13 protein-coding genes are annotated in these 15,701 nt (G+C 71.9%); 6 read left to right on the top strand and 7 right to left on the bottom strand.

Annotated features, from left to right (window positions below):
* Window positions 1–37 precede the first annotated feature (37 nt).
* Both AB0D94_RS09130 and AB0D94_RS09125 read right to left on the bottom strand, forming a co-directional pair.
* Window positions 38–1,189, bottom strand: a complete 1,152-nt coding sequence (locus AB0D94_RS09130) for a DUF4190 domain-containing protein (protein ID WP_362048120.1) — start codon at window positions 1,187–1,189, stop codon at window positions 38–40.
* 208 nt (window positions 1,190–1,397) lie between these two features.
* Window positions 1,398–2,966 (bottom strand): S8 family serine peptidase, encoded by a 1,569-nt coding sequence (locus AB0D94_RS09125; protein WP_362047932.1) that lies wholly within the window; start codon window positions 2,964–2,966, stop codon window positions 1,398–1,400.
* Between the two features lie 220 nt (window positions 2,967–3,186).
* On the opposite strand from AB0D94_RS09125, the gene AB0D94_RS09120 reads away from it, so the two are divergent.
* The 3 genes from AB0D94_RS09120 (at window position 3,187) to AB0D94_RS09110 (ending at window position 6,369) form a co-directional block, all read left to right on the top strand.
* Entirely contained in the window at window positions 3,187–4,278 is a 1,092-nt protein-coding gene (locus AB0D94_RS09120) for a pyridoxal-phosphate dependent enzyme (protein ID WP_362047929.1), read from the top strand.
* 281 nt (window positions 4,279–4,559) lie between these two features.
* Window positions 4,560–5,378, top strand: coding sequence for an isocitrate lyase/phosphoenolpyruvate mutase family protein (locus AB0D94_RS09115; protein WP_362047926.1), 819 nt, complete (start codon window positions 4,560–4,562; stop codon window positions 5,376–5,378).
* A 55-nt stretch (window positions 5,379–5,433) separates the two neighbouring features.
* Complete coding sequence (locus AB0D94_RS09110; RefSeq protein WP_362047923.1) at window positions 5,434–6,369, top strand: EamA family transporter; 936 nt, start codon at window positions 5,434–5,436, stop codon at window positions 6,367–6,369.
* Window positions 6,370–6,587: 218 nt separating this feature from the next.
* Here the strand turns inward: AB0D94_RS09110 and AB0D94_RS09105 are convergent, their stop codons facing one another.
* The 4 genes from AB0D94_RS09105 to AB0D94_RS09090 form a co-directional block, all read right to left on the bottom strand.
* Window positions 6,588–7,379 (bottom strand): trypsin-like peptidase domain-containing protein, encoded by a 792-nt coding sequence (locus AB0D94_RS09105; RefSeq protein ID WP_362047920.1) that lies wholly within the window; start codon window positions 7,377–7,379, stop codon window positions 6,588–6,590.
* On the bottom strand, window positions 7,376–8,461 hold the full coding sequence (locus tag AB0D94_RS09100; protein ID WP_362047917.1) for an alpha/beta hydrolase-fold protein: 1,086 nt from the start codon (window positions 8,459–8,461) through the stop codon (window positions 7,376–7,378). The genes AB0D94_RS09105 and AB0D94_RS09100 overlap by 4 nt, the downstream gene beginning before the upstream one ends.
* A gap of 142 nt (window positions 8,462–8,603) precedes the next feature.
* Window positions 8,604–9,641: an alpha/beta hydrolase-fold protein gene (locus AB0D94_RS09095; protein ID WP_362048118.1), complete on the bottom strand. Its 1,038-nt coding sequence runs from the start codon at window positions 9,639–9,641 to the stop codon at window positions 8,604–8,606.
* A 402-nt stretch (window positions 9,642–10,043) separates the two neighbouring features.
* Window positions 10,044–10,823 (bottom strand): alpha/beta fold hydrolase, encoded by a 780-nt coding sequence (locus AB0D94_RS09090; RefSeq protein ID WP_362047913.1) that lies wholly within the window; start codon window positions 10,821–10,823, stop codon window positions 10,044–10,046.
* Window positions 10,824–11,075: 252 nt separating this feature from the next.
* Between AB0D94_RS09090 and AB0D94_RS09085 the strand changes: the two genes are divergently transcribed.
* The 3 genes from AB0D94_RS09085 (at window position 11,076) to AB0D94_RS09075 (ending at window position 14,612) form a co-directional block, all read left to right on the top strand.
* Complete coding sequence (locus AB0D94_RS09085; protein ID WP_362047910.1) at window positions 11,076–11,894, top strand: alpha/beta fold hydrolase; 819 nt, start codon at window positions 11,076–11,078, stop codon at window positions 11,892–11,894.
* Window positions 11,895–12,007: 113 nt separating this feature from the next.
* Window positions 12,008–13,288, top strand: coding sequence for a cytochrome P450 (locus tag AB0D94_RS09080; protein ID WP_362047907.1), 1,281 nt, complete (start codon window positions 12,008–12,010; stop codon window positions 13,286–13,288).
* A gap of 37 nt (window positions 13,289–13,325) precedes the next feature.
* Complete coding sequence (locus tag AB0D94_RS09075; protein WP_362047904.1) at window positions 13,326–14,612, top strand: MFS transporter; 1,287 nt, start codon at window positions 13,326–13,328, stop codon at window positions 14,610–14,612.
* Between the two features lie 70 nt (window positions 14,613–14,682).
* On the opposite strand, the gene sbnB is transcribed toward AB0D94_RS09075, so the two are convergent.
* Window positions 14,683–15,690, bottom strand: coding sequence for a 2,3-diaminopropionate biosynthesis protein SbnB (gene sbnB / locus AB0D94_RS09070; protein ID WP_362047901.1), 1,008 nt, complete (start codon window positions 15,688–15,690; stop codon window positions 14,683–14,685).
* Window positions 15,691–15,701 lie beyond the last annotated feature (11 nt).

The following is a 15,701-nucleotide window of genomic DNA, read 5'->3' as shown; positions in this document are numbered from 1 at the left end:
GTTACCGCGCGTTACGCGGACGACGCCGCCGACGCCGTCAGACCTGCTCGGACGAAGGTCCGCGTCCGGAACCTACTTCCGGACGCCCAGGGTGCTCCTCCAGCCACCGCGGAATCTTCGTCGACAGCCCGTACGCACCGCGCAGCGCCTGCTCCGTGGTGACCGACATCGCGGCCGCGGCCCGGTCCCACTGCTTGTCGAACTCGGTCGGCGTCGGCGCCTGCGAGGCTCGCAGCCACGCCGCCCGCGCCGCGCCGAGCTCCTTGAGCTGGGCCGCGGCGGCCTTCTCCATCCCCGGCGCGGCCCGGTCCCGCTCCAGCGCCGTCACCTCGGCCCCCAGCGCCGTGTACACCTCGCGCGCCCAGGTCCGGTGTTCCGCGAGCGAGCTCGCGGGATCCGTCTCCGGGGACTGGCCCAGGACGAGGTCGACCTCGTTCGCCGCTTTCAGGAAGGACACCTGCGCGGGCGTGAGCGTGCCCGCGTCCCGGCGCAGGCTGCCGCGCTGGTCCTCCTCGGTCGTGCCGATCACGCACAGGAGCTGCCGGTCGCCCCGGCGCCAGGACTCGCGCGAGGGCGCGTAGAAGTACATCTCCGCGTACGCCGGCAGGGCCCAGGTGTCCATCGCGTAGGCGTCCTGCGCCTTCCAGCATGCCGCCTCCGCGTCGCGCTCGGCCTCCTGCGACCCCGGCAGGCCCGCCGGGTCGAAGGGGCCCGAGGAGCTGACCTCGGCGTGGTGCTCCTGCGCGCAGTCCACCGTGTACATCAGGGGCCGGTCGTGCATCAGGTCCCCGCCGGGGACGTTGAAGCAGTCGCCCGTCCGCAGGTCCTCCATGTCCGTGAGCTCGCCGTCGACGTCCTCGAACGCGCCGGCCGAGTCGAAGCGGTCGCGGACCACCGTCGCCACCCGGTCGACCGTCAGGACCAGCACCCCCGTCATCACCACGGACACCACCAGCCCGACGACCGCGAGCGCCTTGCCCCGCTCCCGCTTCTTCGCGATCTGTACGAGGGCCACGATCCCGAAGACGATGCCGAGCGGCGGCAGGCACAGCAGTCCGACGAGCAGGGAGGCGAGCGCGAAGCCGTTGAGCGCGGGCGGCCGTCCGTAGCCGGGCGGAAGCCCCCACGCCGGCGGCGGCGAGGGCGGCGACCAGCGGTGTCCCGGTCCGGGGGGAGGGCTCGGCGGCATGCTCACGGGGCGGGGACTCCAACACAGAGGGCGCGAACGAATGCGCGAATAGTACGCAGCGGGGGCGACCGTCTCGCCGGTCGCCCCCGCCTGTTCATCGCGGCGTACGCAGTGCTGCCGTGCGCCGTCCCGTGCGCGCGGCCGTACGCGGTGCCCTGGGTCGGCGCGCCGGTTCAGCCTCCCCGGATCAGCGCCCCCGGATCAGCCCTCAGAACTGCAGGGCCCAGGAGTCGATCTTCCCGGTGTCGACGTTCGCGTTGTCGTTCACGCGGAGCTTCCAGACGCCGTTCGCGGCCTCGGAGGAGGCGTTGACCGTGAAGGTCTTGATGATGTTGTCCGCACTGCCGCCGGCCCGGTTGTGCAGGACGTAGACGGAGCCGTCGGGCGCGATCAGGTCGACCTTGAGGTCACCGGTGTACGTGTGCTTGATGTCGACGGGGACGCTCAGCGTCGCCGGGGCGTTGCCCGAGACCCCGCTGACCGTGATCGGCGGTTCGACGGTGGAGTTGTCGTTGATCGCGAAGTCCGCGGCGTTCTCGAACCGCGGGCCGGGCGGGACGGTGCCGCCGCTGCCGATGTTGAGCAGGCGGTTCGGGGAACCGGTGCCGGGGCCGGTCACCACGTTCGGCGTCGAGGCGGCGACCAGGCCCGCGGAGATCTGGGCGGGGGTGCTGCCCGGGTTCTGCGAGAGGTAGACCGCGGCCGCGCCCGCGACGTGCGGCGAGGCCATCGAAGTGCCGGAGATGGTGTTGGTGGCGGTGTCGCCCGTGCCCCACGTGGAGGTGATGGAGGAGCCCGGCGCGAAGATGTCCAGGATCGAGCCGTAGTTGGAGTAGCTCGCCTTCGCGTCGGTGTTGGTGGTGGCGCCGACGGTGATGGCCTCGGCGACGCGCGCCGGGGACTTGGTGGAGGCGTCCGTCGACTCGTTGCCCGCGGCCACCGCGTAGGTGATGCCGGAGGCTATGGAGTTGCGGACGGCGGTGTCGAGCGCGGAGTCCGCGCCGCCGCCGAGCGACATGTTGGCCACGGCCGGCTTGACGGCGTTGCGCGTCACCCAGTCGATGCCGGCGACGACCTGGGCGGTGGTGCCGGAGCCCTGGTTGTTGAGCACGCGGACGCCGACGATCTTGACCTTCTTGGCCACGCCGTACGCGCCGCCGCCGACGGTGCCGGCGACGTGGGTGCCGTGGCCGTGGCCGTCCTGGGCGGTGTTGTCGTTGTCGATCGCGTCGTAGCCGTCGGAGGCGCGGCCGCCGAAGTCCGTGTGCGTCTTGCGGACGCCGGTGTCGATGATGTAGGCGGTGACGCCCTCACCGGCCTTGTCCGGGTAGGTGTAGCTCTGGTTCAGCGGCAGCGCGCGCTGGTCGATGCGGTCCAGGCCCCAGGACGGCGGATTGGGCTGGGTGGCGTCGACGGTGAAGGTCCGGTTCTGCACCACCGACTTGACGGCCGGGTCGGCGGCGAGCTTCCTGGCCTGTGCTTCGGAGACCTCGACGGAGTAGCCGTTGAGGGCCGCGCTGTAGGTCCGGTCGATCCTCGCGCCGTACCGCTTGGCGACGGCCTTGCCGCTGTCGGCGGTGGAGCGCGCGGAGTCGTTCAGGGTCACGATGTAGCTGCCGGGGACGGAGCCTGCGGCGCCCGCGTTCTCAATGACGCCCTGCGCGCCGTGGTCGGCCGCGGAAGCGGGTAACGCGGCGGCCGCGCCGAGCGCGAGGGCCACGACGGCGGTCGCGCTGATGCCGGCGATTTTCCGGCGGGTGTGACGCATCACGGACATGTGAGGTGTCCTCCTCATAGGTGGTGCGTTGCGGGGGGTTAAGCGCAGCCGCCGGGGCATCCTCCTGCCATGATTTAGGCATGGTCATGACAATGCAGATGGCCCAACGGGCTGTCGCCTCCGAAAGGTTGACCCAGCCCTGCCGCCTACCACAAGAGGAGCGCGCAGCCGTAACATCCGTGCCATACAGCGGCCATGATCGAGCAAAGGCGTTCCGCACATGACGCACGCACTCCCCGGCTACGTCTGCCCCGAGGACGGGACGTGCGCCGACGTCCGGACGGCGCCCTGGTGCTGTCCGGTCTGCGGCGGCCCCTGGGACCTCGACTTCACGCCGGATCCGGCCACCGCGCTGGACCCGGCCGCCGGGCCGAACTCCCTGTGGCGGTACGCGCCCGTGCTGCCGCTGCCGGGGGCGTTCGCCGTGTCACTGGCGGAGGGTCACACTCCGCTGGTACCGCTGGCAGAACGGGTTCACGCCAAACTCGACTTCATGATGCCGACCCTGTCCTTCAAGGACCGGGGCGCGGTGATGCTCGCGGAGCTGGCCAGGCGGCTGGCCCCGGAACGGGTCGTGGCGGACAGCAGCGGCAACGCGGGGACGGCCGTGGCGGCGTACTGCGCGCGGGCCGGGCTCAATTGTGAAGTTTTCGTGCCCGAGGGCACCTCGGACCGCAAGACCGAGCGGATGCGCGCCCACGGGGCGGTCGTACGGGTGGTCCCGGGAGGCCGGGAGGCCGCGGCGGAGGCGGCCCGGGAGGCCGCGGACCAGCCGGGGGCCTTCTACGCGAGCCACGTCTTCAACCCGTACTTCCTGCACGGCACCAAGACCTACGTGTACGAGGTGTGGGAGGAGCTGGGCGGCCGGCTCCCGCAGGCCCTGGTCGTCCCGGTGGGCAACGGGACCCTGCTGCTGGGAGCCGCGCTGGCCGTGGAGGAGCTGGCCCGGCGCGGGGTCCGGCCGCCCGCGCTGATCGCGGTGCAGGCCGAGGCGGTGGCCCCGCTCGCGGAGGCCTTCGCGGCGGGCGCGGAGGACGTGGCCCCGGTGGAGCAGCGGCCGACCCTGGCCGAGGGGATCGCGATCCCGGCGCCGCCGCGCGCCCGCCAGATCCTGGCCGCGGTGCGCAAGTCCGGCGGGACCTTCCTCACCGTCCCGGAGGACCGCCTGCGCGAGGCCCGGCAGGACCTGGCCCGCCGCGGCCTCTTCGTGGAACCGACGGCCGCGGCCTGCTGGGCCGCGGTGGGCCCCGACGCCCCGGGCGACCCCCTCCAGGGCCGCACGGCGGTCCTGCCCCTCTGCGGCTCGAAGTAGGGGCGCGGCCCGGCGGGAGGTGGGGTGGGGACGCGCAGGAGGGTCCCCGCCGGACGAGCGCGCGACCCAGGCCTCACCCGCGCAGCCGTGGCTCGGTGCGCGAGCCGAGGAGCCGCTCCGGAGTGTCCGCGCCCCACCCCCGCCCACCGGCCCGGGCCGGACCCGGCCGCCGGGACGGCCGCCCAGCCGGGCCCCGCCCGCCGCCCCGGCTGCTGCCGGGCGACGGGCTCGGTGTCGGAAATTCGCCAGCCTCCCGCGGTGCCGTCTGCTCAACTGAGGGCATGACTCGACTGCTTGATCCTGCCGCCCGGGCCCGCGCGTTCACCTCCCTGCACGACCCCGCACGGCCCCTGGCCCTCGCCAACGCCTGGGACGTCGCCAGCGCCCGGCTCGTCGAGGCCGCCGGCGCGGCCGCCGTCGCCACCACCAGCGCCGGGGTCGCCTGGTCCCTCGGGGCGCCCGACGGGGACGCCCTGGCCCGCGACCGGGCCCTGGACCTCGTCGCCCGGGTGGCCTCCGCCGTCTCCGTCCCCGTCACCGCCGACATCGAGGGCGGCTTCGGCGCCGGCCCCGACGCCGTCGGCGAGACCGTCTCGGGGGTCCTGGCCGCCGGGGCGGTGGGCATCAACATCGAGGACGGCAACCGCTCCCCCGCCGAGCATGCGGAGCGGCTGGCCGCGGCCCGCGCCGCCGCCGGGGCGGCCGGGATCCCGCTGTACATCAACGCCCGCGTCGACACGTACCTCTTCGGCCTCGGCGAGGCCTCCACCCGGCTCGACGAGACCCTCGCCCGCGCCGCCGCCTACCTGCGGGCGGGGGCCACCGGGATCTTCGTCCCCGGGGTCACCGACCCGGCCACGGTCGCCGAGCTGGTCAAGGGCATCGACGCCCCGCTGAACATCCTCGCCGGCCCCGGCGCCCCGGGCGTCGCCGAGCTCGGCGCGCTCGGCGTCTCCCGCGTCAGCCTCGGCTCGTGGGTGGCGGAGGCCGCGTACGCCGTCGTCCGCCGCGCCACCGAGGAGCTGCTCTCCGGCGGCACCTACGGTCCGCTCGCGCACTCGCTCCCGTACGGGGAGCTGAACGGCCTGCTCAAGGGCTGAGACGAGCGGTAAATCCACCGGAGCCTGCATAGGCCAACGATCTAGGATCCCGGACATGCACACATCAACCCCGGTGGAGGGCAAGGCCCCGGCCGCCCCCCACCGCCAGATCACCGGCGCCGTCTGGACCGCCCTGGTGCTCGTGTACGTCGTCTGGGGCTCGACCTACCTCGGGATCCGGATCGTCGTGCAGACCATGCCGCCGTTCCTCTCGGCCGGGGTCCGCTTCATCACCGCCGGCCTGCTGCTGGCCGGCGTGGTCGCCTGGCGGTTCGGACCGGCCGCGCTCAAGGCCACCCCGGCCCAGCTCCGCTCGACGGTGGTGGTCGGCCTGCTGCTGATCCTCGGCGGCAACGGCCTGGTCGTGCTCGCCGAGACCTCTGTGCCGTCCGGCCTGGCCGCGCTGCTGGTGGCGGCCGTCCCCATGTGGGTGGTGGTGCTGCGGGCGGGCACCGGGGACCGCCCGCCGCTGCGCACCCTGGGCGGCGTCCTCGTCGGCCTCGCCGGGCTCGCGGTGCTGACCCTGCCGGGGCTGAGCGGGGCGGTGCGGCTGTGGGGGGTGCTGCTGGTGGTGGCGGCCTCGGTGCTGTGGTCGCTCGGCTCGTTCTCCGCGTCGAAGCTGACGCTGCCGGGCAACCCCTTCACCGGGAGCGCGTACCAGATGCTCGCGGGCGGTGTCGGCGGCGTCCTCGTCGGCCTGCTGCGCGGCGAGCACCGCGGACTCGACCCGGCCGCCTTCTCCACCGCGTCCTGGCTGGCCCTCGGCTACCTGGTGCTCTTCGGCTCGCTGGTCGCCTTCACGGCGTACGTGTGGCTGCTCCAGGCGGCGCCGCTGTCGCTGGTGTCCACGTACGCCTACGTCAATCCGGTCGTGGCCGTCGCCCTCGGCTGGCTCATCCTCGACGAGGCCCTGACCTGGCCGATCGTCCTCGGAGGGGCGATCGTGGTGGCGGCGGTGGGCGTGATCGTCAGCACGGAGCGCAGGAAGTAGCGCCCTGGCCCGGGGCGGCATCGACCGGCCTGAACGCTTCCCGTCGGGGGGACTAGGCCCTGTCCGGGCGATCTTCGCGGGCCCGCGCCGCCTGGCACGGCACCTCGCCGCGTTGTCGGACCGCGCGAGTACGGCCGAGTACGAGCTGCGCTCCTCCGCCTTGCGATGCACCGCACCAGACGACGCGGGCTGATCCACGAAGATCGCCCGGACAGGACCTAGCCGCGCGCCGCGCGCTCGTACAGCGCCCTGGCGTGCTCGTCGAAGAGCGCGGCCGTGGAGTCCACGTCCGTGTCCCCGCCGCTCAGCACGCCGATCAGCCGACCGGGGCGGCCCGGGCCGCCCCGGTCGGCGACCCAGGGGCTGCCGCTGGTCCCCGTCCAGAACCCCGCGCAGCTGATGTAGAGCATGTCGGGGTCGTCCTCGTCGTGGCCGGTCTGCGTGGTGCAGGAGACGGGCTTGTTCTGGGGGTTGTGCTCGGACTCCGGGTAGCCGACGACCGTCACGTCCCGTTCGTACCCGGAGGTCCAGTCGGGCTTCGGGGCCTCGGCACCGCCGCCCACGGCCTCCTGGACGCTCTGCCCGTCCTCGTCCGGCTCGATGGTGAGGAAGGCGAAGTCGGCGGTGTCCTCGCCCCACTTCGTCCAGCGGTCGTCCACGTGGATCGAGCGGACCTTCCACACCCCCAGCGGATGGCTGCCCGAGCCCTCGCCGGAGAAGGCGGGGGCGAAGGCGAGCTCGCCGATGGCCAGGCCGTCGTGGGCGAGCTCGCCCGGTTTCCCGTCCTCGCCGGCCGGGGCCACGCAGTGCGCGGCGGTGGCGACGACGTTGCCCTTGGGGCTGTCGACCACGCTCGCCGTGCACCAGTGCTCCCCGTTGGCCATGAGCACGCCGACGGTGGGGAAGGGGTGCACCTGGCGGTCGGCCGGCGCCTTGAGGGCCACGAGGGCGCAGACCGCCGCGATCCCCGCGACGGCGGCCGCCGATGCCCCCTTCACCACCGGGGTCATCGCACGGCGGGGTCGGGGGTCGGTCCGGACATCACCTTGCTGATCCACTCCAGGGAGCCCTCCCTCATGCCGCGCACGTACGACTTTCCGTTGTGCTCACCATCCTGGATCACCTGGAGCGAGGTGTGCACGGGACCCTTCCCGTACTCGTTCATGAACTTCTCGGCCTTCTCGCGGCCGGTCTCGGCGGTGCCGATCTGGAAGTTGATGTAGACGTCCGGACCGCCCGCCTTGATCAGCTTCTCGGCGAGCTTCTCGGGGTTGTCCGCGTCCATGGCCTGCGTGTTCCCGTTCCACAGCGGGGAGTCGGGGACGATGTCCGTACCGCTCGCGATGGCCGCCTTGAACCGGCCGGGGTACTTCAGGAGCTGCTTGAAACCGTTGAACCCGCCCGCGGAGGAGCCCATGAAGGCCCAGCCGTCGCGGGAGGTGAAGGTCCGGAAATTGGCCTTCGCGAAATCCGGGACGTCCTCGGCCATCCAGGTGCCCATCTTGGGCTGGCCGGGGATGTCCGAGCCGTCGAAGTGGTGCTTGGTGTCGGCGTTGGTCACCGGCATGACGAGGACGAACGGCAGGCTCGTGCCGGCCTTCGCCCCGTCGCTCACGGCCTGCTGGAGGCCGAGGCCGGGGCCCGTCCCCCAGTAGTTCGTGGGGTAGCCCCGGCCGCCGGGCAGGGAGATCAGGACCGGGAAGGCGCTCTTGGCGTACTTCGGCTCGTGGTACTCCTTCGGCACCCACACCCAGACGTCGCCCGTGAAGCCGGACTTCTTGCCGACGAGGGTGGTCTTGCCGATCTGCGTGCCGTCCGGCATCCGGTGGGTGCGGACGAACTCGGCGGCCGGCCCGGTGGGCATGCTCACGCCCGGCCGGACGTCGGAGGTCTTGGCGGCCTTCTGCTGGACCTTCCCGAAGGAGACCGGATCCCCTATGTCCGAGAAGAAGCCGTACTTGTAGGCGGCCGCGCCGCCGCCGGCGGCGAGGGTGAGCGCGAGCCCACCGGTGATCAGAATGAGGCGCAGGCGCTTGGGACGACGGCTGCTCCTGGCCGAGGAGCCGCCGTCGCCTTGCTGGTCATGCTGCACGGAATTGTCCCGTTCCTTCTCCGGCGCTCACCTCGGAGCGCGGGCCGGACCGATTGGTCCCCCTTACACCCTCTACAGAGGTGTGAACGACCGGATGGGTTGCCTGGGACGGCTGTGGCGTGGCGCGCACCACGCGGCCGGGTCAGCCCGCTTCGGGCTTCGGGGCCTTGAGCACCTTGCTGATCCACTCCAGGGAGCCTTCCTTCATGCCCCGGACGTAGTGCCAGCCGTTGTGCTCACCGTTCTGGATGTCGCGGATGGTCATCTTGACGGGTCCCTTGCCGTACTGCTGCTGGAACTTCGTCATCCGCTCCTTCCCGGTCTCCTTGGTGCCTATCTGGAAGTTGATGTAGACCTCGGGGCCGTTGCTGTCGATCAGCTTCTTGGCGAGCTTCTCGGGGTTGTTCGCGTCCATCTGCGCCTGGTGGCCCTTCCAGAGCGGGGAGTCGGGCACGATCTCGCCACCGCTGGCGATCACGGCCTTGAACTTGTCCGGGTGCTGGAGGACCGTCTTCATGCCGACGAAGGCGCCGGAGGAGGAGCCCATGAAGGCCCAGCCGTCACGGGACTTGTACGTACGGAAGTTGGCCCGGGTGAAGTCCGGGACGTCCTCGGCGATCCAGGTGCCCATCTTGGCCTGGCCGGGTATGTCGGACCCGTCGTAATAGAACTTGTTGTCCGGGTTGAGCACCGGCATGATCACGATGAACGGCAGGCTGGTACCGGCCTGGACCCCCTCGCTGATCGCCTTCTGGAGGCCGAGGCTGCGGTCGGACCAGTAGTTGGCCGGGAAACCGTTGCCGCCGGGGAGCGCGATGAGGACCGGGAAGGCGCTCTTGGCGTACTTCGGGTCGTCGTACTCCTTGGGCGCCCACACCCAGACGTCGCCCTCGAAGCCGGACTTGGCCCCCGCGAGGCGGGTCTTGGCGATGATCGTGCCGTCTTCGAGCTTGGCGGTCTGCTTGAAGTCGGACTTGGGGCCGGCCGGCATGAGCACGTCGGGGTCACCGGAGGGCTTGGCCGAGGCCCCGCCCGAGCCCTTGGGCTCCGCGGCCGGGGGCGGGTTGGTCTTGCCGAAGCTCACGGCCTCGCCGTTGCCGGAGAACCAGTCGAGCTTCCAGGCGGCGAAGCCGCCACCACCGGCCAGCAGTGCGAGGACGACCACCGCGCTGATCCACACCCCGCGCCGGGACCGCCTGGGCCGCGGGGCCTCGGCTTCGTCCTGCCGGGGCGGGACGGGGGGCGGGCCCGGGGGCTGCTCGCCGTACTGGCCGTCGTACTGGCCGCCGTAGGGCCGGCCGTACTGCTGGTCGAACTGCTCGCCGCGGCGTTCCTCGTACCGCGGGTACGGCTCCTCGTACGACGGCTGGCCCTCGGGCCCCGGGCGCTGCGGGTACTGGTGCACGAACTTCGCTCCGAACGGTCATGACTGCCCCTGGGGGCAGAACGGCTGGGCATCCCTTAGTCCTGATGACCGAATACTCGGCGCAGTTCCAAAACCAGGCAAAAACATGGCACGAATCTCTGCCGGCGCCCCCGGACCCGCGGTCCGGGGGCGCCGTTCCGTTCCGGAGGGGGCGGCTCAGGAGGCGGCGCCGGCCGGGGCGCCGAGCAGTTCCGCCACGGTGGCCGCGATCGTGCCCGTGACCTCGGCTGCCCACGGCACGAGGAAGAAGTGGTCGCCGGGGAAGGACCGCATCCGGAACAGCCCGCGGGCCGCGTCGTTCCAGGCCCCGGCCCCGGCCGGCGCATGAGTGGGGTCCGCGTCTCCGGTGAACACGATCACGGGGCAGTGCAGCGGCCGGACCGGGCGCGGTCCGTAGGTCTCCGCGATCCGGAAGTCGCTCCGCAACCCGGGCAGGGCCAGGGCCCGGAGTTCCGCGACGGCGGAGACCTGTTCGTCGATCCCGCCCAGCGTGGTGATCGCTGCCCAGAAGTCGTCGTCGTCGCGCAGCGCGACGGAGCCCCGCCGCAGGTGGTGCGGGGCGGCCTGGCCCGAGAGGAACAGGGCCACGGGCGGGCGCCCCCGGTACTCGAGGCGCTGCGCCACCTCGTAGGCCACGAGCGCGCCGAGGCTGTGGCCGAACAGGGCCACGGGGCGGTCCCCGTCGCTCAGGATGGCCCGGGTCGCGCCGTCTGCGAGCGTTTCGACGTCGGGGGCCGAGCTCTCCCAGCTGCGTTCCATGTTGCCGGGGTAGCGGACCGCCGCCAGTTCGAGCCGCGGCGGGAGCAGCCCGGCCCAGGGGTGGTAGAAGGTGCTGTTCCCGCCTGCGTGGGGGAAGCACACCAGCCGGGCGTCGCCCGGGCTCGGGCGCAGGACCCTCAGCCATCGGTCCGACTCGGCCGTACTCGTCTCGTTCATGCTCGTCGTCCCTCCCCCGCGACGTCCGTCGCCGCGCCTCCGGGGCTTCGGTCACCCGGCCCACCTTCGGAGCATATGTGCCGGTGGGAGACCGTTTTCGGGCGGCCTTCGCACCTTCCCGACAGCGCATGCAGACGATATGATCAACCAGCCGACCGGGCAGCCGACGCATCCCCGCGCCTGCCCTCTCAGCAGCTATCGCCACTTCTTGGGGGAGGGACGCAGGCGGTGCATGTCCAACCCCACGGAGGCTTGCTGGTCTCCCTTTCGACCGGCTCCGGAGACTCCGGCGGCCGGCGGCCGATCTTCTGCGTGCACGCCGTCAGCGGCAGCGCCGCGGTCTACGCCGTGCTGGCCTCGGCCCTCGCACCGGAGTTCCAGGTGCACGCCATCCAGGCGGCCGGCCTGGAAGCGGGCGGAGTCCCGCACACGTCGGTCGAGGAGATGGCGTCCGCCTACCTCGCGGTGATGGACGAACTCGGCCCTGTCGACGAGTACCTGCTGTGCGGTTGGTCCATGGGCGGTGTCGTCTCCTTCGAACTGGCCCGGCTGTTGGAGCGGCGGGGCGACGCCGCGCGCGTGGCCATGATCGACACGCAGTTCCCGAAGCCCTTCGCCGAGCCCCCGAACGTGGCCACCGTCACGCGCTGGTACATGCGCGACGTCACGGCGTCCCTGGGTACGCCGATATCGTCCTTCCCCGCCGATTTCGACCGGCTCTCCCAGACGGAGCGGCTCGGCACGCTGCTCGACCACCTGGGGCTGGGACGAGGTGGCGACCGGGAGTGGTGGCTCGGGGAGATGCAGCGACGTTTCGAGGTGTTCCGGGCCAATCTGACGGCCGCGACGGAGTACCGCCCCCGGCCCGTCTCGGCCGAGGTGCTGCTCGTGCAGTCCTCCGAGGACGCGCTCCCCGTCTCCGACTGGGAGCCGGTGGTACGGGGCCGGCTCACCAAGGTCGAGGTGCCCGGGAACCACTACACCATGATCGCCCGCGACGGCGTGGGACCGGTCTCCGCACTCGTCGCCAAGCACTTCAGCGGCCCGTCCCGGCGCTTCGGGCTCGCCTGATTCTGCGTGTGCCGCAGCAAATCGGACTCTTCTCACCCATTTCCGGTCCGTCGCTTTTCGACTGATCCCCCATCGCTTTGCCCACCCCCTTCCCCCCACCACGAGACAAGGCCATGAGCGAGCTGGATTCCCTGCCCATCCGAACCACGGGTCGGCTCCCGAGCGACTCCTGGGACACGACGTCGGAGGCCGACGCGGCCTTCCTCGAACTCCAGACCCGCCAGGGCCGGGAGGACCCCTACTCGCGCTACACCCGCTTGCGCGAGCTGGCCCCGGTCCACGTGAGCCGGTACGGGGTCACCGTCCTCACCCGGTACGAGGACTGCGCGAGGGCGCTGCGCTCCCCGGACCTCCAAGTCGAGGACGCGGCCTGGATGGACCTCAACGAAGCCAACTGGCGCGACAGTCCGACCAACGTCGTCATGGGCGAGTCCCTCCTGCACCGCAACCCTCCGGACCACACGCGCCTGCGGAAGCTGGTGAGCGGGTCCTTCACCCCGCGGCGCATCCGGGAGCTGACGCCCAGGATCGAGGCGCTGGTCGCGGCGGAACTCGACGCGATGGCCGACGCCGGGGCGGACGGCAGCCCGGTCGACGTCCACGACCTCATGGCCTTCCCGCTGCCCGTGTCGGTGATCGGCGCGCTGCTCGGCGTACCGGAGTCGGACTGGACCTGGCTGCGCGGCCCCACCGCGGCCATCTCGGTCGTTTTCGACCTCTTCGCCTTCGAGGAGGCGTACGAGCGTTCCGACCAGGCGGTCCGCGAACTCGCCCCGTACCTCACCGACCTCATCGCGCAACGCCGCAAGTCACCGCGGGACGACATGATCTCGGCCCTGATCGCCGTGCGGGACCGCGACGGCGGACTGACCGAGGACGAGCTGCTGCAGACGGTGATGCTGCTGTTCATCGCGGGATTCGAGACCACCGTCAACCTCATCACCAACGGTGTGATGGCCCTGTTGCGCCACCCCGCACAACGTGCCGCCCTGCTGGCCGATCCCACCCTGGCCGAAGCGGCCGTCGAGGAAGTCCTGCGCTACGACGCCCCTGTCCAGGGGACCATGCGGCACGCGATCCGCGACACGGAGATAGGCGGCGTCCCGGTCCCCGAGGGGAGCCGGGTGGTGGCCTTCCTCGGCGCGGCCAACCGGGATCCCGGGCAGTTCGCCCTCCCGGACCGGTTCGACATTCGGCGCGAGGGACCCAAGGCGACATCGTTCGGCGGTGGCATCCACTACTGCCTGGGCGCGGCACTCGCCCGTCTGGAGGCAGCCGTCGCCCTCCCCGCCCTGATCACCCGCTTCCCGCGACTCGCCCTCCACGGCGAGGCCGAACTGCGGCCGATCTTCAACCTCCGGGGCTATTCCCGTCTTCCCGTCACCCTCGGGTGACCTCTCCTGCCTTTATCCGAACAGAGGACCACACTCCGTGCCCAAAAGATCAGAATTGGCGGCCACTGGCTTCTTCCGCCTGTGGACCGCCGAATCCATATCCCTGACCGGCGCTCAGGTGACCACGCTCGCCCTGCCTCTCCTCGCCGTGCTCACCATGGACGCCGGTGCCTGGGAGACCAGTCTGCTCACCGCCGCGGCGGGCGCCGCCAACCTGGTGTTCGGGCTGTCGGCCGGGGTGTGGGCCGACCGCTACGAGCGAACCCTGATGATGCACGTCGCGAACCTCGGACGGCTGATCGTCCTGGTCGCGGTCCCCCTGCTCGCCTGGGCCGACGCCCTCGACATCTGGGTGCTCGCCCTCGCCGCATTCCTGGTCGGCGCGTTCACCCTGCTCTTCGACAGCGCCATGGTCCCCTACATGCCCCGGCTCGTCGGCGCCAAGCACATCGGCCCCGCCAACTCGTGGCTGGAGGGCAGCGAGGCCGTCGGCGACGTCGCCGGCCCCGGCATCGCCGGCACCCTGGTCCAGTGGCTCAGCGCCCCCGTCGCCCTCCTGGTCGACGCGGTCACCTACATCGTCAGCAGTGCCGCCCTCCTCGGCATGCCCAAGGCCCACCCCGAGAAGCCGGAGGGCGCCGAGAAGGAACGGCACTGGGACGCCATCGTCAGCGGGCTGAAGCTGCTGCGCCGCGACCGGTACCAGTGGCCGCTGGCCGTCGCGTCGACGCACTTCAACTTCTTCGGCGCCATGTTCGCCGCGCTCTACCTGCTCTACGCCATCCGGGAGGTGGGCATGAGCCCCCTGACGCTGGGCGTGATGACCATGCTCGGCGGTGTGGCGGGGCTGATCGCCGCCTCGGTGAACCAGCGTGTGATCGCCCGGCTGGGCATCGGACCGACCCTGGTCATGAGCTACGCGCTGCCGGGCGTCACCGCCCTCCCGGTGGGTTTCGCCTACCTCCTCGACAAGCCCGTGGGCCTGACGCTCATCGGCATCTCCCAATTCAGCTGGGTGTTCGGCATCGTGGTCATGCACGTGTGCGTGAACACCATCCGGCAGACGCTCGTCCCGGACCACCTGTTGGGGCGCATCACCTCCTCGGTCCGCTTCATGAGCTGGGGGGTGAACCCGCTCGGCGCCCTCGTCGGCGGCGCCATGGCGAGCACCGCGCTCGGCCTTGCGAACACCCTCGTCGTCGCCTCGGTCGGCCTGGTCACCTCCATGGTCTGGCCGCTGCTGTCCCAGGTGCGCACGCTGCGGACCCTCGACCAGGAGAAGTCCGAGGTGTCCCCGGAGGAGCCGGTGGCCACCGAGTCGTAACTCGGGGCACAGCAAAGGACCCCGTACCAGGAGCGGTGCTCGGTACGGGGTCCTGGGGGAACGGGTCGGTTCAGGACCCGTCGAGGCCGAAGAAGTCGGCGGCAAGGGTCCCGAGACCCCGGGACACCGCCTCGTCGAAGACGAAGCCGGTCAGCGCCAGGTCCAGCACGCCCAGCCCGAACGGGGAGAACACCCGCACCCGGTCCGGGTCGGGCGACAGCCGCCCCGCCAGCACGTCGGCGATGGTCCCGGCAACGAACTCCCGGCTGCCGCCGGCCTGTTCGGCGAGGTGCGGCGAGGTCGCCGCCTTCAGGCAGTGGTCCACGTCGTCCAGTACGTTCTGGGCGGACAGGATCACCGGGACGCCCAGGTCGCGCAGGGAGACGTTCAACACGGTCTGCCCGGGGGTGAACAGCGAGGCGTCGTGCAGGTAGGGCTCGGCGGCGGTGGTGGCCAGCACGACGAGGTCCGCGCCCCGGATCGCGTCCTCGGCGCTCGCCACCGGCTCGGCCTCCTGACCCCGCTCACGGGCCCGGTCGGCGAAGGCCGCCGCGCGCTCCGGCACGAGGTCGTGCACCCGGAGCCGGCCCGCCCGCCAACCCGATGCGGCCAGGAACTCCAGGACCGTCCGGGCGATGGGGCCCGACCCGATCACGGCGATCCGCTCCACGTCCTTCGTCGGGTGCAGGAGCCCGGCCGCCAGAGCCGCCGACGCGGCTGTCCGGGTCGCGCTGATGGCCGAGCCCTCGACGCAGGCGAACGGCATGCCCGTCGCCATGTCGTTGAGGATGACCACCGCCGAGGCCCGGGGCAGGCCCCGGTCGTGGTTCTCGGGGAAACTGGCTATCCACTTGATGCCCGCCAGGTCCGCCTTGCCCTGCACCCGCGCCGGAAGCGCGATGATCCGCGAGGTGGGCCGGTCGGCGAACCGGAGGAAGTAGCTGTCGGGGTTGGTGGTGGCGCCCTCGCCGTGCAGCCGGTAGGTGTCTGCCACGAGGTCGACGATGTCGCCGTGCCGGTCTGCGAGGATCTCGGCCACCGCGGGGGCGCCGATCACGTGAAAGCTGGGAAGGGTCACTGGTCTCTCTC

The sequence above is a fragment of the Streptomyces sp. NPDC048255 genome, from assembly GCF_040652415.1.
Classification (GTDB): domain Bacteria; phylum Actinomycetota; class Actinomycetes; order Streptomycetales; family Streptomycetaceae; genus Streptomyces.
The sequence above is the reverse complement of the archived record's forward strand: the minus strand, read 5'-3'. Positions and strand labels throughout refer to the sequence as shown.

Excerpts from the sequence above, each read along its gene's own strand:
- AB0D94_RS09105 (WP_362047920.1), bottom strand. The coding sequence starts at position 7,379 with ATGACCCCGGTGGTGAAGGGGGCATCGGCGGCCGCCGTCGCGGGGATC.
- AB0D94_RS09115 (WP_362047926.1), top strand. The coding sequence starts at position 4,560 with ATGACTCGACTGCTTGATCCTGCCGCCCGGGCCCGCGCGTTCACCTCC.
- AB0D94_RS09130 (WP_362048120.1), bottom strand. The coding sequence starts at position 1,189 with ATGCCGCCGAGCCCTCCCCCCGGACCGGGACACCGCTGGTCGCCGCCC.
- AB0D94_RS09080 (WP_362047907.1), top strand. The coding sequence starts at position 12,008 with ATGAGCGAGCTGGATTCCCTGCCCATCCGAACCACGGGTCGGCTCCCG.
- AB0D94_RS09110 (WP_362047923.1), top strand. The coding sequence starts at position 5,434 with ATGCACACATCAACCCCGGTGGAGGGCAAGGCCCCGGCCGCCCCCCAC.
- AB0D94_RS09120 (WP_362047929.1), top strand. The coding sequence starts at position 3,187 with ATGACGCACGCACTCCCCGGCTACGTCTGCCCCGAGGACGGGACGTGC.
- AB0D94_RS09125 (WP_362047932.1), bottom strand. The coding sequence starts at position 2,966 with ATGTCCGTGATGCGTCACACCCGCCGGAAAATCGCCGGCATCAGCGCG.
- AB0D94_RS09090 (WP_362047913.1), bottom strand. The coding sequence starts at position 10,823 with ATGAACGAGACGAGTACGGCCGAGTCGGACCGATGGCTGAGGGTCCTG.